The organism is Mesorhizobium sp. M2E.F.Ca.ET.219.01.1.1 (assembly GCF_004016445.2).
GTDB lineage: Bacteria > Pseudomonadota > Alphaproteobacteria > Rhizobiales > Rhizobiaceae > Mesorhizobium.
The window spans coordinates 21651-39346 of record NZ_SADT02000007.1 but is presented as its reverse complement, the minus strand read 5'-3'; the positions used below and the strand labels follow the sequence as shown (position 1 = coordinate 39346).

Sequence of the window (17696 nt, the reverse complement as noted above, 5' to 3'; positions counted from 1 at the left end):
ATGAAACGGGCACCCTTTCGGACGCAGCGACTGACCAGAATCGACGTCTAGGAGATCCACCGGGTTGAGCAGTCGCTCCGCTGCCCCCGATGGCCTCAAGCAACACGTCGCGGTCGGAGAAGAAGTCTGCCGCACACCTATGCAAGGTCCATTGCTGGCTCGACGAATACCCGTCGCGCGCCTCAAGCTTGCAAGTCCCACGCCGGGCTACGCGCGGCTTCTGTGTCCAAGCTGCTTGCCGCGTGCGTACCGCGGCAACCGCGTCCCTGCCCGGAATCAAGCTTGATCAGGGCGGCCACGTGCGAAAACGCGGCCTCATTTTACTTTCCGTCCTGCTGCCTCAACCAGGGGGCCGGAATAACAGACCCATACCATTATTTACCTCGTTTTACTGCTCAGTCGAAACCGGCTTCCTTATGGTTTTGCGATGGCGGCCCTTCGAGCCTGCGAGACGCCGGGCTGCCAAAGGACGAACATCGCCGAACGTGCAGCCTCAATGCTTCCGCGTCCCGCGACGTTGACGATGCTGCCTTTCACTCTAGGAGGCGCCCGTGCCGAAACCCAGGATTCGACCCTATAGATCGCCGGCCGGCGGCTGGGGCGCATTGGAGGCCACGGCTAAGGCACTGAGTAAGCAAGAAATACTGCTGAGCGGTGCCGTCACCCTCATGCGCATGAACCAGCCTCAAGGCTTCGATTGCCCTGGCTGCGCCTGGCCTGAGCCGAAACAAGCCGAGCCAATCCAGTATTGCGAGAACGGCGCCAAGGCGCTGGCCTGGGAGGGCACAGCCAAGCGCTGCACCCCTGATTTCTTCGCAGAGCATACCGTCTCCGAGCTGGAGACTTGGGACGATTATGACCTGGAGATGGTCGGGCGGCTCACGCACCCGATGGCTTACGACGCAGCCTCAGACAAATACCTGCCCGTTTCCTGGGAGAATGCCTTCGCCCGTATCGGCGCAATCATGCGGGGCCTGGACGATCCCAACAGCGTGGAATTCTACACGTCAGGCCGCGCGTCGAACGAAGCGGCATTTCTGTTCCAGCTCTTCGGCCGCGCCTTGGGCACCAACAACTTCCCCGATTGTTCCAACATGTGCCATGAGGCGACGAGTGTCGGCATGCCGCAAAGCATAGGGGTTGGCAAGGGCACGGTGCTGCTCGATGACTTCGATCTCGCGGACTGTATCCTAATCATCGGCCAAAACCCGGGCACGAACAGCCCCCGCATGATGACCAGCTTGCGCAATGCCTCGCGTCGAGGCTGCACCATCATCAGCTTCAATCCCTTCAGCGAACGCGCGCTTGAGCGGTTCCAGGCGCCCCAGAACCCCATCGAAATGGTCACCTTGACGTCGACTCCGATTTCCTCGCGCGTGTTTCAGCTTCGGGTCGGCGGCGACGTTGCAGCACTGAAGGGTATCATGAAGGCCTGTATCGAGGCTGATGATGCGGCGATCGCGGCGGACGAGGCGCGCGTGCTCGATGCCGATTTCATTCACGGACATACAGTTGGATTTGAAGCTCTGGCGACGGATCTTCGCAGAACATCCTGGGAGGCGATCGAGCGCCAGTCTGGCCTCAGCCGATCGGATTTGCACATCGCCGCCGACGCCTACCTCAAGTCGGAGAAGACGATCCTTGTTTACGGGATGGGCATCACCCAGCACCGGCGGGGCACTGAGAATGTCCGCCAGATCTGCAACCTCGCATTGTTGTGCGGCAACATTGGCCGGCCAGGTGCCGGCATCTGTCCGGTTCGGGGTCATTCCAATGTGCAAGGAAACCGGACAGTCGGCATCACTGAAAAGCCACCCGCCGAGATGCTCGACCGCATCCGGGATCTGTTTGGCTTCGAGCCGCCGCGCGCCGATGGGCATGACACGGTGCTTGCGCTTGAAGCGATGCTGCGTGGCGAAGCCAGGGTACTGATCGCACTTGGCGGCAATCTTGCCGCGGCGGCGCCGGACACCCTGGCGGCGCACCGCGCGTTGCGCGGACTCGATCTCACTGTGACCATCTCCACCAAACTCAATCGCACTCACATGGTGCACGCCAAAGATGCTTTCATCCTGCCCTGCCTGTCGCGCAGCGAAATCGATGTCCAGTCGAGCGGGCCGCAGTCGATTACGGTCGAGGATTCCATGTCCATGGTGCATGCGTCCGCGGGCCAAAACGCGCCCGCCTCCGAACACCTGCGAAGCGAGACCGCCATTGTAGCAGGACTCGCCCGCGCCGTTCTGGGTGAGTCTTCTTCCGTCCCTTGGGAGAACTTCGCAGCTGACTACGACAAGATCCGCGACGCGATCGAACGCGTCTTCCCAATATTCCAGGGTTACAATGCTCGCGTCCGTATTCCCGGTGGGTTCCACCTAACTTCACTTGCCCGAGAGCGGATTTGGGCGACCCCGTCAGGAAGGGCCGAGTTTGCGGTATTCGAGGGCCTGGAGGAGGATCCACACCAGGATGATCCGACCGCGCTTTGGCTTACCACGATGCGCAGCCACGATCAGTACAACACGACGCTCTACAGCCGCTCCGACCGCTATCGTGGCGTATTCCACCAGCGCATGGTCGTGTTTCTGAATGGCCGCGAAATGGCTCGTCAGGGGGTCAGACCAGGGGACACCGTAGCACTCGAAACGATCTCCACCGATGGCGTCACACGCAGGGTCGACGGGTTCAAGGTGATTGCTTACCGGCTGCCCGACGGATGCTGTGGCGCATACTACCCGGAGGCCAATCCGCTCGTCCCGCTCTATGCCCGCGATCCGCAGTGCCACACCCCCTCATACAAGGCCGTGCCGGTGCGCATCCGTCGTTTGGAGGCCTAGGGGGTTGACTATGGACGCCACGACGCTGTCGCGTATTCAATTCGGCTTTACCATCGGATTTCACATCCTGTGGCCCGCCTTCACGATCGGTATCGCTTCCTTCGTGGCCTTCTTGAGCTTCATGTGGTGGCGGACCCAGGATCCTGTCTACGGCAGCCTTATGCGGTTCTGGATTCGCATTTTTGCGCTCGGATTTGGTATGGGCGTGGTGACCGGTGTGGTGCTCTCTTATGAGATCGGCACCAACTGGAGCGGCTTCTCCCGCGCCGTGAGCAATGTGCTCGGCCCCTTCTTCATGTACGAGGTGATGACTGCCTTTTTCCTTGAGGCGGGCTTTATCGGCATCGTGTTGTTCGGCGAGAACCGTGTTGGCCGTGGCATGCACTTCTTTGCCTGCCTCATGGTTGCATCGGGAACCTTGTTCAGCGCCAGCTGGATACTGGCCTCGAACAGTTGGATGCAGACCCCGGCCGGATACTCGATCGACGCCAGCGGCGTCTTCCACGTCGTCGACTGGTGGGCGGCCGTATTCAATCCATCGTTCCCGTATCGTTTCCTGCATATGGTCTGCGCAAGCTATCTGACCGGCAGTTTCGTGGTCGCGGGGGTGTCGGCCTATCATCTCTGGCGTGACCAACATATTGCCGCGTCGCGCAAGGCGTTCTCACTTGCGCTGTGGGCGGCGATCGTTCTGGCGCCTCTGCAGATTGCGCTCGGCGACGCCCAGGGGCGCAATACGCTTCAGTATCAGCCCACAAAAATCGCAGCGGTGGAGGGCCTGTGGGACTCCGGCGACGGCGTGCCGGCTACGTTGTTGGCCTGGCCCGACATGACCGCGGAGAAGAACCGTTTCGCGATTGCCATTCCGCATTTTGCAAGCGTCTATCTAACCCATTCGTGGAACGGACACGTTCAGGGTCTGAAAGCAGTGCCGTCCGCTGACCGGCCTTATGTTCCGCTCGTCTTCTTCGCATTTCGGATCATGGTCGGTTGCGGGCTGCTCCTCCTCGCGATGGCGATAACGGGCGGGGTCCTCCGCTGGCGTGGGCGGCTGTTCACCACCCGCTGGTTCCAACTCGCCGCCATGGCGACGACGCCGCTCGGATTCGTCGCGGTAATCGCCGGCTGGACTGTGACTGAGACAGGGCGCCAGCCCTACGTGGTCTATGGCCATCTGCGCACCCTGGATGCAGCCTCGCCTATCGCGGCGAGTTCCGTAGTCGTTTCGCTGCTGCTGTTTGTGATGGTCTACAACCTTCTGCTGCTCGCCTTCTTCTGGTACGGCGCGCGGATCGTCATGCGCGGCCCGGAAGACGTAAGCATCCACCCAAATGCGGTGCGACCCGGGCTTGAACAGGCAGGCCCGGCCATGGTGGGCGGTTTCCTCAACAAAAGTCCGTCGCTGGCGGGAGAATGACCATGGATCTTCCGCTGATCTTCGCGCTTGTGGCGGCCGGAGCGGTCGGACTCTATGTCCTGGCGGACGGCTTCGATCTCGGCATCGGCCTCCTGTTTCTTCTCGCGCCGCGTGAGCAGGACCGGGATCTGATGATGGAGAGCATCTCGCCGATTTGGGATGGCAACGAAACCTGGCTCGTCTTCGGAGGGGCGCTTCTCTGGACGGCTTTCCCTATCGCCTACTACGTCCTTCTTCCTGCGTTCTACTTGCCTCTGATGATCATGCTTTTCGCGTTGATCTTTCGAGGCATTGCCTTCGAGTTCCGTTTTCAGGCCAGGCTATTCCGGCGAGGCTGGGATTATGCGTTTGCCGCCGGCTCGCTTCTTGCGGTGTTTGCCCAAGGCCTCGTGCTCGGGGGCTTCATTGGCGGAGTACCGGTCGAGAGCGAGATGTTTTCCGATGGACCATTCAGCTGCTTTACTGTCCTGGGGTTGCTCTGCGCGGTGGGCCTTGTCGGCGGCTATGCGCTGCTCGGCGCGGGCTGGCTTATCTGGAAAACGGACGGCCCGACCCAGATCTTCGGCCGGGAGGTTGGGCATGCGGCGCTGATCCTGACGGCGGCCTCCATGGCCTTGGTTAGCGCCTGGACGGCTCTTACGGTGCCTGAGGTGGCGGAGCGCTGGTTCGCCTGGCCGCGCATACTGCCGCTGGCCCTCATGCCCCTGGCGGCGGTGGTCGCCATCGTGCTGATCTGGCGCTCGCTTTGGGGTTCCAACGATGGTCGGCCATTCGTGTTGACGATTGTGCTGTTCCTGCTTGGCTTTGGCGGGCTCGCGGTCAGCCTGTGGCCCTATGTTGTGCCGCGCCATGCCACCGTGTGGAGCGCCGCTTCAGATCCAGCGACCCTGCGTTTTGTCGGCACGGGCGTGCTCATCATCCTTCCCATCATCATAGCCTACCTCGGCCATGCTTACTGGGTGTTCCGCGGCAAGACGGTGCTCGGAGCCGGCTACGGCAGTCGGGGTGCCGAGCTGCATGTTGGACGTCGCACGGCGGCGAGCCGCAATGAACTCCATTTGAGCTGAGCGATCGGCGTTGACTGGCGGCCATGGAGGGAAGAGCCGAGGTGAGCGCGTCATTGGCAACAACTCACGAAGGCTGTCAGTTCCGCTTCTTGGGATTGCCGTGGAGCGCATGGAGCTTCGCATTCCGCACGTGGATCGCGATGATGGCAGCGCTCCATGTAGCCTTCTGGCTGCAGCTTGAGAGCCCCTCGGCGGTCGATCGCCCGTAGACGGCAAAGAGCACTTTAGTGCGGCCGTGCTGGCAAGGGGTCCGTGGTTTGGCTCAAGGCGCTCATTCTTCTTCCATTTGCGGCAAGGTGAACTGGAAAATGGCGCCGCGCGGCTTGTTTGCGCTTGCCCACATTTTTCCGCCATGAGCCTCTATGATGGTGCGACAAATCGGAAGCCCCATCCCGAGGCCCGTTGGCTTGGTCGTATAGAGAACTTCGAAGACGTCCTCGGCACTCTTCAGAGTTAAGCCCGGTCCAGTGTCGCGAACCATAACGATCACGCCATCCGGCGTATGCTGCGCGGTGGTGATGTGTAGATCGCGAGCTTTGTCCTCAATCTCACTCATCGCCTCGATCGCATTGGCGATCAGGTTGAGGACGACTTGCTGGAGCTGAACCCGGTCCGCTCGAACAACCGGCAAGCCCCCTTCGAGTTCCGCACGTACTGTGACCCCGTTCTTGAGCGCTTCGCCTTGGGTGAGAGCGACGATCTCTCCTACCACTTCATTGATGTCCAGGTCCGCCTTGGACGGCGGTGCCTTTCCGAAGAGCGCGCGCATCCTGTCTATGATCTCGCCCGCTCGCGTACCGTCCTTGACGATGCGTTCCAGCGCCTGCTGGACTTCCACCAAGTCGGGCGGCTGCTTGCCGAGCCAACGCAGGGCGGCTTGGCCATTGGTAAGTGCCGCGGCGATCGGCTGATTGACTTCGTGCGCAATCGAGGCCGTCAGTTGACCCATTGTCGCGACGCGGTTGGCACGAGCTAGCCGCGACTGAATCTCTCGATACCGCCGTTCGTTCTCGCGCGCTTCAGCCTCCGCCCGCTTGAGGCCTGTCAAATCGAGCACGAAGGCAACGCCCTCGCCGCCCCTCTCCTCGAAGCTCGCCACACCGATAAGCACGGGCAACCGGGTTCCATCCTTCCGCAAGTACTCTTTCTCGTAGGGTGGCAGGCTGCCCGCGATCTTCAGTTCTGGCACAAACTGCTGCAGATCGCGGTCAAGCCATTCGGCCGGTGTCAGGTCCGTCCATCGCAGGCGGCCTGAGGCAAGATCGTCACGGTCATAGCCCACCATCCGGAGAAGCGCCTCGTTGGCCTCGGTGATCCGGCCTTCGATGTCCCAAAAAAAGATACCGATGATATTGGCGTCGACCAAACGCCTGATTTTCGTCTCCCGCTCTGTCAGGTCCATATATAGTCGCGTGTTTTCCAGCGAGATCGCTGCCTGCGACGCAAGCAGCTTCAGCACCGGAATTCGCGTCGGCGCGAACACACCGGGAGCAAGGTTGTTCTCCAGGTAGAGCACACCGATGAGCTTGGATTGGTTGAGCAACGGCAGGCAAAGGACGGAACGGGCCTGAACTGCACGGAAGTAAGAATCTTCCGAGAATGGATTGTCTGCCCTAGCCTGATCGATGACCACGCTTTCCCGCATTTGCTCGACATAGCGTAGAACGGAGGCCGGCAGCCTGTCCGGTGACATCGCCTCGTCCAACAACTGGACAGTTACCGTATCTCCATCGGTAATCGCCTCGACGACGATCCGTTGCTCTGCTCCTCGCGAGATCAGCAGCACTCCCCGTTGCGCACCGGCCTGTTCGATGGCCGTGCGCATGATCGTGTCGAGCAGCTTTTCCAGGATAATCTCGCCGGACACGGATTGCGAAACCTTGAGCACCGTCGCGAGGTCGAGGTGCTCGACGGGTGCCTGGATCGTTGTTGTGGGATTGGGCGTCGAGCGCTCGTCATCCCCGAGATGAGGGTAGAGTTGATCGAGCTGACGCACCTTGCCGTCGGCGCCCCAGTTCAAATAACAGCGCCTGGCGTTCCGAAAATAGAGATGCGATATCTCATCGAAGCCGCGCGCTCGATAAAAGCGGGCGGCCCCTTCATAGGCCAGCCCCTCGTTCTGCATGAAACCCTGCTCGCGTGCCGAGCCCACGGCGCGTTCGTAGAGCCGCTCGGCCTCCAGTTCCCGACCTTGCAGGCGAGCGATCTCCGCTTCGACCAGGGCTGCTCGATTTTCGAAGTTCTCGGGGCAATTCCCCGCCCAGAACACGAGCTTCTTGTGATGCTCCCCCAACGCCTTGAGGTGCTCGCGCTGTTCGACCGGCGTCGCGTCATCAAATGCAGCCGCCCGCGCAAGCGCGTCGTAGAAATGGTATTCAGCCGCTTCGATGAACGGGCCATCCGTCCAAAAAAACTGTTGCACATGGCGGCCGGCTTCCAAGGCCTCATCATAGCGACCGGAGAGAACGAGAGCCTGGAGTTTTCGGATCCAATACCAACATGCTGGCAGCGCCAGATAGCGGTCGGCGAGCAGATATTGTTCGAAGCGGCTGTCGTCAAATTGGTCGTCGGAAAACGATCCGAAGTCAGGCGTGAGGCCTCTGAGCGTCTTGATGATCCCCAACTGGCCAACAATGACGGCGGTGGTTACATCGAAACCCAGTTTTTGCGCGAATTGAAGGCCATGCTCGGCCGTGCGCTGTACCTCCGTAAGCGGCGTACCCAGCGATAGGAGTTGCGTGACAGTCGCGTCGTACAAATAGCCGGCGTAAGTCAACTCACCCGCTTCCAAAACCATCTCAAACGCACGCCGGATCACTGGCTGGGCGTCACGGAAGGGCCGAATCCAGGGTAGAACCATCACCCCGAAAGCCGAGTGCACACGAACCTTGTAGCGTTCAAAGCCCTCTTTCCCGACTAGATCCAAGCTAAGCTGGCTGAAGCGTTTCGTCGATTCATAGTCACCGAAGCGGACGCCAAGTGCCAGGTTGAGGCTCGCATAAGCATGGGCAGACGCATCGCAATTGCCGTGGTCTATGCTCAGATTTACCATCCGCAATACGAGCAGGCTTTCCAGGTTCTCATTGGCGTACAGGCCCGGCGACAGAAGCTCGAGGAGCACATCCATCGTGGCGCGCCGTTGCGGATCCGACATTAGCGGCAAATCGTACAGCGCCTCGATACTCCGGCCTTCGAGCCGTCGCCACATGCTCTCGAGCTCCTCACCGACTTCCTCATCCGTCGGGGCAGCGGACCACTCAATGCCAATCTCGCGCAAATATTGGAGGCCCACCTCAATGGCACGATCCGGGCGCCCCGACAGCATGTGGAGAAGAACCTGCATACGTGTAGTTGCAGCTCTGTCCAGAACGCTCGCAGCGCGCCGTTGCAGCATCGACAGCCGCTCCTCCGCACCGGCCAGATTGCCGGTCAGCAACTCGCATTCGGCATTGTTGATGTCGATTGCAAAGGCGATTTCATAGCAGCGCGTCCACCGCTCAACGGGCAGAAGCGTCCCCCCGAGGACGAAGTAGTTCAACGCTGAAGCGTAGGCGGTCGCCGCCTTGGCGCGCTTACCGGCTATCAGGTTCAATTCGGCCAGCTGTAAACGCTCGCCCTCAGCCGTGATCAGGGCAGCGCCGCGGTTGAGCTGATTGACGATCTCGAAAATGACCTCGTCCCGCTTGTGGGGCGGCGTGTTGGCCGCAAGCAGCCTGCCAATCCTGAGATGGACCGCCGCTCGCAAATCTTCGGGAATCAGCGAATACGCAGCTTCCTGGACACGGTCATGGAGGAAGCGGTAGGCGTCTTCCGAACGGAGCACGAGACCCGCACGAACTGCTTCCCAGAGGTCGCTGTGAATGTCCTCCATCGATGTGTCGTAGACCGTAGTCAGCAGACCTAGTTCAGCACTGGCACCCAAGCAGGCAAGCTTCTGCAACGCTCTCTGGGTTCCGACCGGCAGCCGGCTCAATTTTTCCAACAAGAGGTCAACGACATTGTCGGTGTAGCCCTTGGCGTGAATGCGATCGATGTCCCATGACCATTGCGCCTCGCGGTGGTCGAAAGCGAGCAGCCCCTCTTCCGCGAGCGAGGAAGTGAATTGAATGGCGAAGAATGGATTGCCGGCCGTCTTCTCGTGGATCAGTTGCGCCAGCGGTCGAACGCGCTCCGGCTCGTGGCGAAGAGAATCTCCGGTCAGGCGCTCCAGATCTTCCGGGGCGAGCGGCGCAAGCACGATCTCGTTGACCACCGAGCCCGACTTGCGGATGGCGTTGAGCTTGTGCATCAGCGGATGCGCGAGGCTCACCTCGTTGTCGCGGTAGGCGCCAACCAGCATCAGATGCCGAACGTCCTGTTGGATCAATATGTCCTCGATGAGATCGAGCGTCGCCAAGTCGAGCCACTGCAGATCGTCCAGAAAAAGCGCAAGCGGATGCTCCGGCCTCGCAAAGACGCCAATAAAGCGGCGGAACACGAGCTGAAAGCGGATTTGCGCCTGTCGCGGCTCAAGCTCAAGCACCGGCGGTTGCTCGCCGATGATGAGCTTCAGCTCCGGCACCAGATCAACCACCAGGCGTCCATTAGGACCTAGCGCCTCCAGAAGATCATGACGCCAGGCAACCAGTTCGGCCTCGCTCTTCCCGAGAAGCGGCCGCACAAGGCCCTGGACGGCTTGGACAAGCGTCCCGTAGGGGATATCGCGCTTGTACTGGTCGAATTTTCCAAATGCGAAAAGGCCTCGGGGCGGAACGAGCACCTTGTGAAGCTCATGGACGACTGACGTTTTGCCGATCCCCGAATATCCGGAAATCAGCACAAGTTCCGGCCTGCCGCTCCCCACAACCCGATCGAAAGCGGTGAGAAGGGTCTCGACCTCGCGCCCCCTCCCGTACAACTTTTCGGGGATCAACAAGCGATCAGGCGAGTCTTGCCTGGCGAGCGGAAACGGCTCGATGCGCTGCACAAGTTCCCACTCGACAAGGCATCGCCGAAGATCATTCTCGACGCCAAGGGCGGTCTGGTAGCGCTCCTCCGCCGTTTTGGCGAGCAGCTTCATAATGATTTGCGAGACTGGCGGCGGAACATTCGGCGTGCGTTCCGAGGGGGCAAGCGGCCGTCTCGCAATATGGCAATGCACCCATTCCAAGGGTTCGGATGCGGTGAATGGCAGCGCGCCGGTTACCATCTGATAGAGGGTGACGCCGAAAGCGTACAGATCACTGCGGGAATCGATTGATCGGTTCATTCGCCCCGTTTGCTCTGGAGCCATGTAAGCAAGCGTCCCAGCGATTGCCTCGGGCGCATCGGGCGCCGGCCGCTCGCGAGGCAGCCGCGACGCAAGACCGAATCCGGTGAGCCGCACCAGGCCATCGTTACATCCCACCATGATGTTGGCCGGCTTGATGTCTTTATGGACGAGTCCGCATTCGTGCAGGCTTCCCAACGCCTTCGCGATGCCGACCGCGAGGCTCAAGAACGAGCTCAAATCCATGGGGCCATCAAGCAGCCGGGCCAGCGGCTCGCCACCCGGGTCCTTGAGAAGCAGCATCGTCCGCCCACGCTCGTGCACCAGCTGCAGCGGCCGCACGGCCCAAGTCTCGTCCAGTTCGTCCCTCAGGGCGTATTCGTGCGCGAGGCGCTGGAGGCTGGTCGAAGGCGAGTGCTTGGCGGTCGGCAGCAAGGCCAGCACGCTCTGATCATTTTCGGTGTCCCCGCGTTCAGTCCTACAGAGGACGTATTCCCCGTCGGCCCACAGCACCTGCAGGCTACGATCTTGATCAGCGCCGAGCCCGAGGGATGGGCTCACGTGCCGAACTCCGCGGTCACGCCCGTGCTCGGGCTGCGGCCATGGAATTGATTTACTGCTCGAACGTTCCGCCTCCAGGAAATGGCCAGAGTGAGTTCAAACATAGGTTTATGACGGTGTCCTTCCCGTGAGCGCAAAACCAGCCCTGCTTCCTCGTTTCACAGGCGCGGATACCGTCGCTCGCGCTTTCAGTGAACCCACCCGTAACGTTCGATGATAGCTGGGGCCTTGGCGTGAACCAAGACCCAGCCAGTCCAAGTTCCTGATCGACGTCGGAAGATCAAGCCCGACGCCATCGCGCTTGCCCGAATAACCACCTCGTTGGCAACGTCGGAATCAGGGTGTCGGGCGAGATCAATGGTCGAAGGTCGTGGAGGTCAGCTTCATGCGATAACTGAACAGGATGAGCGCTACGATAGTCACCACGAAAGGGATCATTCGGATGAGCTCCGCCGGGATCCAGTTGAACAGGCCGGGCATGACTACCGAAAGCGCGTCGAACATACCGAAGAGCAACGCTGCGAGCAGCGCACCGACTGGGTGACGCGCACCAAGCAGCACAGCGCCGAGCGCGATGAAGCCACGACCCGCAGTCATGTCGCGGGTGAAGCCGACATAATTGAACATCGAGAGCTGCGCTCCGGCGAGTCCGGCGAGCGCACCGGACGCCACAAGACTCCAACCTCTGAGGGCATTGGCGGAAACGCCTGCAGCCTCGAGCGCGCTCGGATGTTCGCCGACGCTCCGCAGCTGTAAGCCCCAGGACGTCCGGTACAGAAAATACCACAAGACAAAAACGAGAAGACCTGCAAGCCAGGACAACACGGAATGTCCGGAGAGAGTTCTCACAAGCAGGCCTCCCACGCCGGGGACCATGCCAAGGAAGGAGAGGTCGAGCGCCGGCACCGGCTTCGATATCAAGTTGGTCGAACTGCCCTTGTCTCCGCCGGTGGCGAGTGTGAGTGCAAACACCGTAGCGCCGGAGGCGAAGATGTTGATGGCGAAGCCGACGAGCACAATGTCGGCCTTGAGACGCAGATGAAAAAAGGCCATCACGCTGCCGAGGAAGGCGCCGGCAAGCAACGCCGCGATCACCGCGACGTACCACGGGGCATACACCGAGACGACGACCGCAGTCAGGCAGCTGACCAGCATTATACCTTCAAGCGCGACGTTGAGCGCGCCCGAAAGGTCCGCGATCAGTCCGCCAAGCGTCGCAAGCAACAGTGGCGTCGAGGTGCGGATCACCGTCAGGAAGAACGCCGCGGAAAACACGGTCGCCAGTAGCTCTATCATTTTACCGCTTCGACATGGGTCCTGGCCGGCCGACTGCTACGCGTGATCGCGGCAAGCATGGCGCGCGGCTTGACAGAGTAGGAGGACGCGACGAGGAGGATGATAACAGCGGTGACGATGACAATTATCTCCGAAGGCACATCGGTTCGGATACTCATGAGCTGCGCGCCTTGGCGCAGATAGCCATAGAAAAGCGCCGCAACGGGCACGGCAAGCGGTCGGTTGCGCGCAACGATGGCGATCAAGAGGCCCTCAAAGGCTAGGTTGCCCTCAAATGACACAGCAAGCTTACCGAAGGAGCGCCCTTCAACGAACATGGCGCCTAGCAGCCCTCCCAACGCGCCGGAAGCGGCCATCGCCGACACTATGATGAAGGCCTCCTTGATGCCAGCATACTGCGCGAAGCGGCTGTTATGGCCAACCAGCCTGAGCTTCAGGCCCCAGCTCGTACGGTAGAGAGCGAACCATACTGCGACGACCGACGTCAGCGCGAAGATCAGGCCAATGTCGATACGCGTATTGGGGATGAGCGCCGGGAAGACGGCAGTCGACGGAAACGGAGCGGTGGAAAGCAAGCGGCTGTTCGGCGTCGTGAGATCGACGCGGATCAGGTAGTTGGCGAGCTCGATCGCTACATAGTTCAGCATCAGCGACGAGACGATCTCGTTGGCGCCGAGTCGCGCCTTGGCGATCCCAGGCAGAAAGCCCCACAACGCGCCTCCCGCCATGGCGCAGACGATGCCGAGTGGGATCGCACACCACGTCTGGCCCAGCGGCGAGAGCGCGATATAGCTCGCTGCGAGCGCGCCGACATAGACCTGACCCTGGACGCCGAGCGCGAACTGGCGCGCCTGGAAGACCAGGCTGTAAGCAAGCCCCGCGACCGTCAGCTTGGCAACGTCGTCGATCCAAAGTCCGACGGTGCGCACCTTGGTGATCGGTGCGGTAGTCAGCGTAGCGAAAGCTTGCAGCGGAGTCTTGGACGAAAAGAGAATGATGAGAAACGCGACGGCTAGGGCGATGATCGCCGCGCCGAGCGCCCGTCCCGTTTCGCGGCGCAATACGGCCCAGCGGCGGGTCGTCGCCGCTTCGCTCATGCCAGCGCAGCCCGCATTTCCTCAGGCGACTGTCTCGACAATCCCAGCATGCAGGCGCCAAGCATCTCGGTTGTCAGCTCATCGGAGTTGCGGAAGGCGGCGACGATCCGGCCTCGATAGAACACCATAAGCCGGTCCGACAGAGCCAGCAACTCGGACAAGTCCGCGGAGCTGAGCAGCACCGCCGCTCCGGCATTGCGCGTCTCGGTCAGGATGCGCCAGATAAACTGTGTCGAGCCAAGATCGACACCGCGTGTCGGCTGGCTGACCAGCAATAGCCTAGGTTGCTCCGACAGCTCGCGCGCCACGACGACCTTCTGCATGTTGCCGCCCGAGAGCGTAGCGGCGAGTGCGTTGGGGCCGTCGATCCGAATCGAAAAGCGTTCGATCAGGCGCTCGGCATTGGCGCGCATCTCGCCGAGATCGAGCAACCCGCCGCGGGCGAATAGTCGATCGTCAAGCCGCGTCGCAACGAGATTTTCGGCCACGCTGGCGCCTAGCGCCAGCCCTTGTGAGATGCGATCCTCTGGAATACTGGCCATGCCTTTGCCGCGCCGCGCCCGCACGCCGAGTGGCAAGATGCTCTCCCCGCCGATCGCAATGTCGCCACCCGCAACGGATCTCAGTCCGGCGATCGCTTCGATCAACTCGGCCTGGCCGTTGCCTGCGACGCCGGCGAGGCCAACGATTTCGCCGGAGCGCACGGTTAGGCTGACATCGTCGCAGACCGTGGCGCGCAGTTCGTTCATCAGGCTCAACCTGTTCACCGCGAGCGTGACCTTGCCGTTATACGGCTTGCGCTCGACGCGTAGCGTCACCTCGCGGCCGACCATCATGTTGGCGAGCTTCTGCTCGGTCGCGTCCTTGGTTTCGATTTCGCCTATCGTCTTGCCCCCTCGCATGACCGTTATGCGGCTGGATATCTCCAGCACCTCCGGTAGCTTGTGGGCGATAAAGATGACCGTCCGGCCCTGTGCGACAAGCGCGCGGATCGCGGAGAACAACTCGGTCACCTCCTGAGGTGTGAGCACGGCAGTTGGCTCGTCCAGGATCAAGATGCGCCCGCCGCGGTAGAGCGCCTTGAGTATCTCGACGCGCTGCTGCTGGCCGACCGGCAGCTGCCTGACCGGCTGCAACGGATCCACATGGAGGCGAAAACGCGCCGAGAGCGCTCTCACCTCCTCAATCGCCTTCCTGCGGTCGAAGCGTATACCGGAACGCGGCTCTGACCCGAGCACGATATTCTCGTAAGCCGAGAAGGAAGGCACCAACGAGAAATGCTGGAAAACCATGCCGATGCCGGCATTGATCGCGGCTCGAGGGCTCCCGAAGCGGACCTGCTCGCCAACCAACCTCAACTCACCGCTGTCGGCCTGCTCGACGCCGAACAGTATCTTCATGAGCGTCGATTTGCCGGCGCCGTTTTCGCCGACGACCGCGTGGACCTCTCCAGCGTTGACCGCGATGTTCACGTTGTCATTGGCGACTACCCCGCCGGGGTAGGTCTTGCTGATCCCGATCGCCTGCAGGAGCGGTGCCATATTTTCTGTCGTCATTCCGCCCTGGCCGACATGTCAACACCATTCGGCGCTTAGCGCTTCCGATCACTTCAATAGCGTCTCCGGGACAATCTCGCCCTTGGATATCTTTTGCTCCACAGCATCGATCTCGGCCCGAAGGCCGGCGGGCACAAGCTTCTCGTAGTAAGCGTTGCGCGATATGCCGACCGCACCTTCAGGCAGGCCGAGCAGCAGGCGCGTGCCGTACTTCGCCTGGCCTTCGATCGTATCCTTGAGAGCGATGTAGAGGGACCGACCGATCCTCTTCTCGACGGAAGTGAAAATCACGTTGGCTTGCGCCTGATCAGTAGCAGCGAAGATCGTCGCCTGATCGCTATCTACGCCGACCGCGAGCTTGTGTGCATCTCGCACTGCCTGTAGCGCGCCGATACCGGTGGCTCCTGCTATCGGGAAAATCACATCAGCACCCTGATCGAGCTGAGCCCGCGCTATCTCTTTGCCCTTGGCAGGATCGTCAAATGTGCCCGCGACTTGACTTAGGATCTTAATGTCGGGCCTTGCGGCTTTAGCCCCCTCGTCGAATCCTACCTTGAAGTTCGTCACAGTTGGGAACTCCATCCCACTGATCGTGCCAAGTGTCCCCGTCTTGCTGAGCTCGGCCGCGGCATAGCCGGCGAGATATGCCGCGGACGAAGTCTGATACTCGATTGCGAGCACATTCGAGCAGGAGCATTTCGAGAAATCCGGTGCATCGTCGAAGATAATGAACTTGGTCTCGGGATTTTGGGGAGCAAGGTCGACAATGAAGCCGGTCATGTCGAAAGTGCCGGCGATGACAACGTCATAGCCGGCATCGGTGGCGTCGGCGAGCGCCGGCTGCCAGCGGCTGGGATCGTTACCGGCCTCGATGATCTTCACGTCAACCGGAAGCTCGGCCTTTGCTTTTTCCAGGCCAGCTGCCGCCGAATCCATGAAGCTCTTGTCGCCGAGGAAGCCGTGGACGACGAGCGCCACCTTGAGCGGATGTTCTTTCGAGTAATCCGCGGCTTGCGCTACCGGCAGGGCCGCTGATGCCCATAGGTTTGCGGCGAGAAATAGGGCGACGAAGGTTTGACCGACTGAAAATCTTGGCATCACAGTTCCCCTCAAATCCTTGGTAGCTATGTTGTTGCTAATTTATGCCCAGTGCAATGGCGAGACATGTCGTGTCGCTACGGTGGCGCAGCTGAAACGCACCATCCTATCGGACCGATCCCAGTTCCTGGAGGCGCTCGGCAACACGAACGAGGTCCGCCAATGTGTGGACAGTCATCTTTCGCATCACATGACCGCGATGGATTTTGACCGTAATCTCGCTCAGTCCCAACTCGCCCGCTATCTGCTTGTTCATGAGGCCTTTGGTCACGAGAGACATGACTTCTTTTTCTCTTGACGTCAGTGTTTGATAAAGAGCTGAAATTGCATCGTTGTATGGCTCCTCTTCCCGCCTCTCGCGGTCGCGCGCCAAAGCCGCGAAAACCGCTTCGAGCATATCCTGATCGCGAAACGGCTTGGTGAGAAAGTCGATAGCCCCTGCCTTCATGGCACGGACCGACATCGGGATGTCGGCATGGCCAGTTACGAAGATAACCGGAATGTTGATGCCCGACTTGCCTAACTGCCCCTGAAAGTCGAGGCCGCTGATCCCGGGAAGCCGGATATCAAGAACAATGCAGCTTGGCACTTTGCGCAATTGGCTGCCTTGGAACTCTGCCGCCGACGCGAACAACTCTACTTCCAGGCCGACGGACCGAAATAGCGTGCTCAGGGCATCTCGCAAGGACGCATCGTCGTCGATGACATACACGACCGAGGTGTCTGAGCTCGAGTTCCCGCTGTCGTGTTTCATGGAACCACCTTTTGCAGAACGGCCAGACGGATGGCCAAGCACTCGCCTAGTTCTAGACTCGACTTGGCGCAAATGCGACCTCTGTCCCCGCGTTTGGCAGACCGGCACATCGTAATGCAATGAAGGCCTCGAGGCGGATCGCCGAAGTGCTCGAGGAACCTATCGTTGTTGCGCGATCTCAACTCGGCTGGCTCAAAACTGCATCGACACAATCGAGCAATGCGCCAGGGTCATACGGCTTGATGAAAAACCCAACTGCGCCTGCGCTCGTGGCTTGCTTTAAAGTACGTTTCTCCGGATAGGCGGTGATGAAGACGACCGGCGTCGTGTAGCCGCGCAAACGCAGCACATCCAAAAGTTCAAGTCCTGTCATCCCCGGCATCTGCAGATCGGTAATTATTACGGCGGCTTCGTTCAGCTTTGCTGAATCGAGCAAGTCCGCGGCCGAGGCGAAAGGCGCCGCGTCATAGCCGGCGGATCGCATGAGACTGGCGATGGAGACCCGAACGTCCATGTCGTCATCGACTATGGCAACCATTGGAATTCGCGGCATTGGCACTACTGGCAATCCCCCCGGGAGACCCTTTTCTTAGCAACGAATTTTTTTCCCCCCACCCAACATACAAGAGTGCCTACACGGCCGAAACCATACAGAGGTTTACCTAGGCGGCTTGCGACCCGCCGGCACTCATCTTTCTCGGCCTTCGATCAATCGCGCCAACAATCAATGATGGGCCGCCCGATCAATCGAGTTGGGAAGCACGCGTA

10 protein-coding genes are annotated in these 17696 nt (G+C 60.5%); 3 read left to right on the top strand and 7 right to left on the bottom strand.

Annotated elements, in window-relative coordinates; translation table 11 throughout:
• Positions 1 to 551: 551 nt before the first annotated feature.
• Genes EN862_RS28745 through EN862_RS28735 form a run of 3 tightly spaced genes read left to right on the top strand, consistent with a single transcriptional unit; the run spans position 552 to position 5318 of the window.
• The gene (locus EN862_RS28745) at positions 552 to 2834 is read left to right on the top strand and encodes an FdhF/YdeP family oxidoreductase (protein WP_127867604.1); all 2283 of its coding nucleotides are present in this window, start codon (positions 552 to 554) and stop codon (positions 2832 to 2834) included.
• A gap of 10 nt (positions 2835 to 2844) precedes the next feature.
• On the top strand, positions 2845 to 4251 hold the full coding sequence (locus EN862_RS28740) for a cytochrome ubiquinol oxidase subunit I (RefSeq protein WP_127867605.1): 1407 nt from the start codon (positions 2845 to 2847) through the stop codon (positions 4249 to 4251).
• Between the two features lie 2 nt (positions 4252 to 4253).
• The gene (locus tag EN862_RS28735) at positions 4254 to 5318 is read left to right on the top strand and encodes a cytochrome d ubiquinol oxidase subunit II (protein WP_245519725.1); all 1065 of its coding nucleotides are present in this window, start codon (positions 4254 to 4256) and stop codon (positions 5316 to 5318) included.
• Between the two features lie 271 nt (positions 5319 to 5589).
• On the opposite strand, the gene EN862_RS28730 is transcribed toward EN862_RS28735, so the two are convergent.
• The 7 genes from EN862_RS28730 to EN862_RS28700 all read right to left on the bottom strand — a co-directional run bounded on the left by EN862_RS28730 (position 5590) and on the right by EN862_RS28700 (position 17466).
• A complete protein-coding gene (locus EN862_RS28730; protein ID WP_245519724.1) occupies positions 5590 to 11127 on the bottom strand; it encodes an AAA family ATPase in 5538 nt (1845 codons plus the stop codon).
• Between the two features lie 354 nt (positions 11128 to 11481).
• Positions 11482 to 12375 (bottom strand): ABC transporter permease, encoded by an 894-nt coding sequence (locus EN862_RS28725; protein WP_210235685.1) that lies wholly within the window; start codon positions 12373 to 12375, stop codon positions 11482 to 11484.
• Positions 12376 to 12419: 44 nt separating this feature from the next.
• Positions 12420 to 13520 (bottom strand): ABC transporter permease, encoded by a 1101-nt coding sequence (locus EN862_RS28720; RefSeq protein ID WP_127867608.1) that lies wholly within the window; start codon positions 13518 to 13520, stop codon positions 12420 to 12422.
• Complete coding sequence (locus EN862_RS28715) at positions 13517 to 15061, bottom strand: ABC transporter ATP-binding protein (protein WP_127867609.1); 1545 nt, start codon at positions 15059 to 15061, stop codon at positions 13517 to 13519. The genes EN862_RS28720 and EN862_RS28715 overlap by 4 nt, the downstream gene beginning before the upstream one ends.
• 63 nt (positions 15062 to 15124) lie before the next feature.
• Positions 15125 to 16174 carry a BMP family ABC transporter substrate-binding protein gene (locus EN862_RS28710; protein ID WP_127867610.1) on the bottom strand — a complete coding sequence of 350 codons (1050 nt, stop codon included), beginning with the start codon at positions 16172 to 16174 and terminating at the stop codon, positions 15125 to 15127.
• A 106-nt stretch (positions 16175 to 16280) separates the two neighbouring features.
• Complete coding sequence (locus tag EN862_RS28705; RefSeq protein WP_127867611.1) at positions 16281 to 16928, bottom strand: response regulator transcription factor; 648 nt, start codon at positions 16926 to 16928, stop codon at positions 16281 to 16283.
• A 178-nt stretch (positions 16929 to 17106) separates the two neighbouring features.
• Positions 17107 to 17466, bottom strand: a complete 360-nt coding sequence (locus EN862_RS28700; RefSeq protein WP_245519723.1) for a response regulator — start codon at positions 17464 to 17466, stop codon at positions 17107 to 17109.
• Positions 17467 to 17696: the final 230 nt, after the last annotated feature.

Excerpts from the sequence above, each read along its gene's own strand:
- EN862_RS28705 (WP_127867611.1), bottom strand. The coding sequence starts at position 16,928 with ATGAAACACGACAGCGGGAACTCGAGCTCAGACACCTCGGTCGTGTAT.
- EN862_RS28710 (WP_127867610.1), bottom strand. The coding sequence starts at position 16,174 with ATGCCAAGATTTTCAGTCGGTCAAACCTTCGTCGCCCTATTTCTCGCC.
- EN862_RS28715 (WP_127867609.1), bottom strand. The coding sequence starts at position 15,061 with ATGGCACCGCTCCTGCAGGCGATCGGGATCAGCAAGACCTACCCCGGC.
- EN862_RS28700 (WP_245519723.1), bottom strand. The coding sequence starts at position 17,466 with ATGGTTGCCATAGTCGATGACGACATGGACGTTCGGGTCTCCATCGCC.
- EN862_RS28735 (WP_245519725.1), top strand. The coding sequence starts at position 4,254 with ATGGATCTTCCGCTGATCTTCGCGCTTGTGGCGGCCGGAGCGGTCGGA.
- EN862_RS28720 (WP_127867608.1), bottom strand. The coding sequence starts at position 13,520 with ATGAGCGAAGCGGCGACGACCCGCCGCTGGGCCGTATTGCGCCGCGAA.
- EN862_RS28740 (WP_127867605.1), top strand. The coding sequence starts at position 2,845 with ATGGACGCCACGACGCTGTCGCGTATTCAATTCGGCTTTACCATCGGA.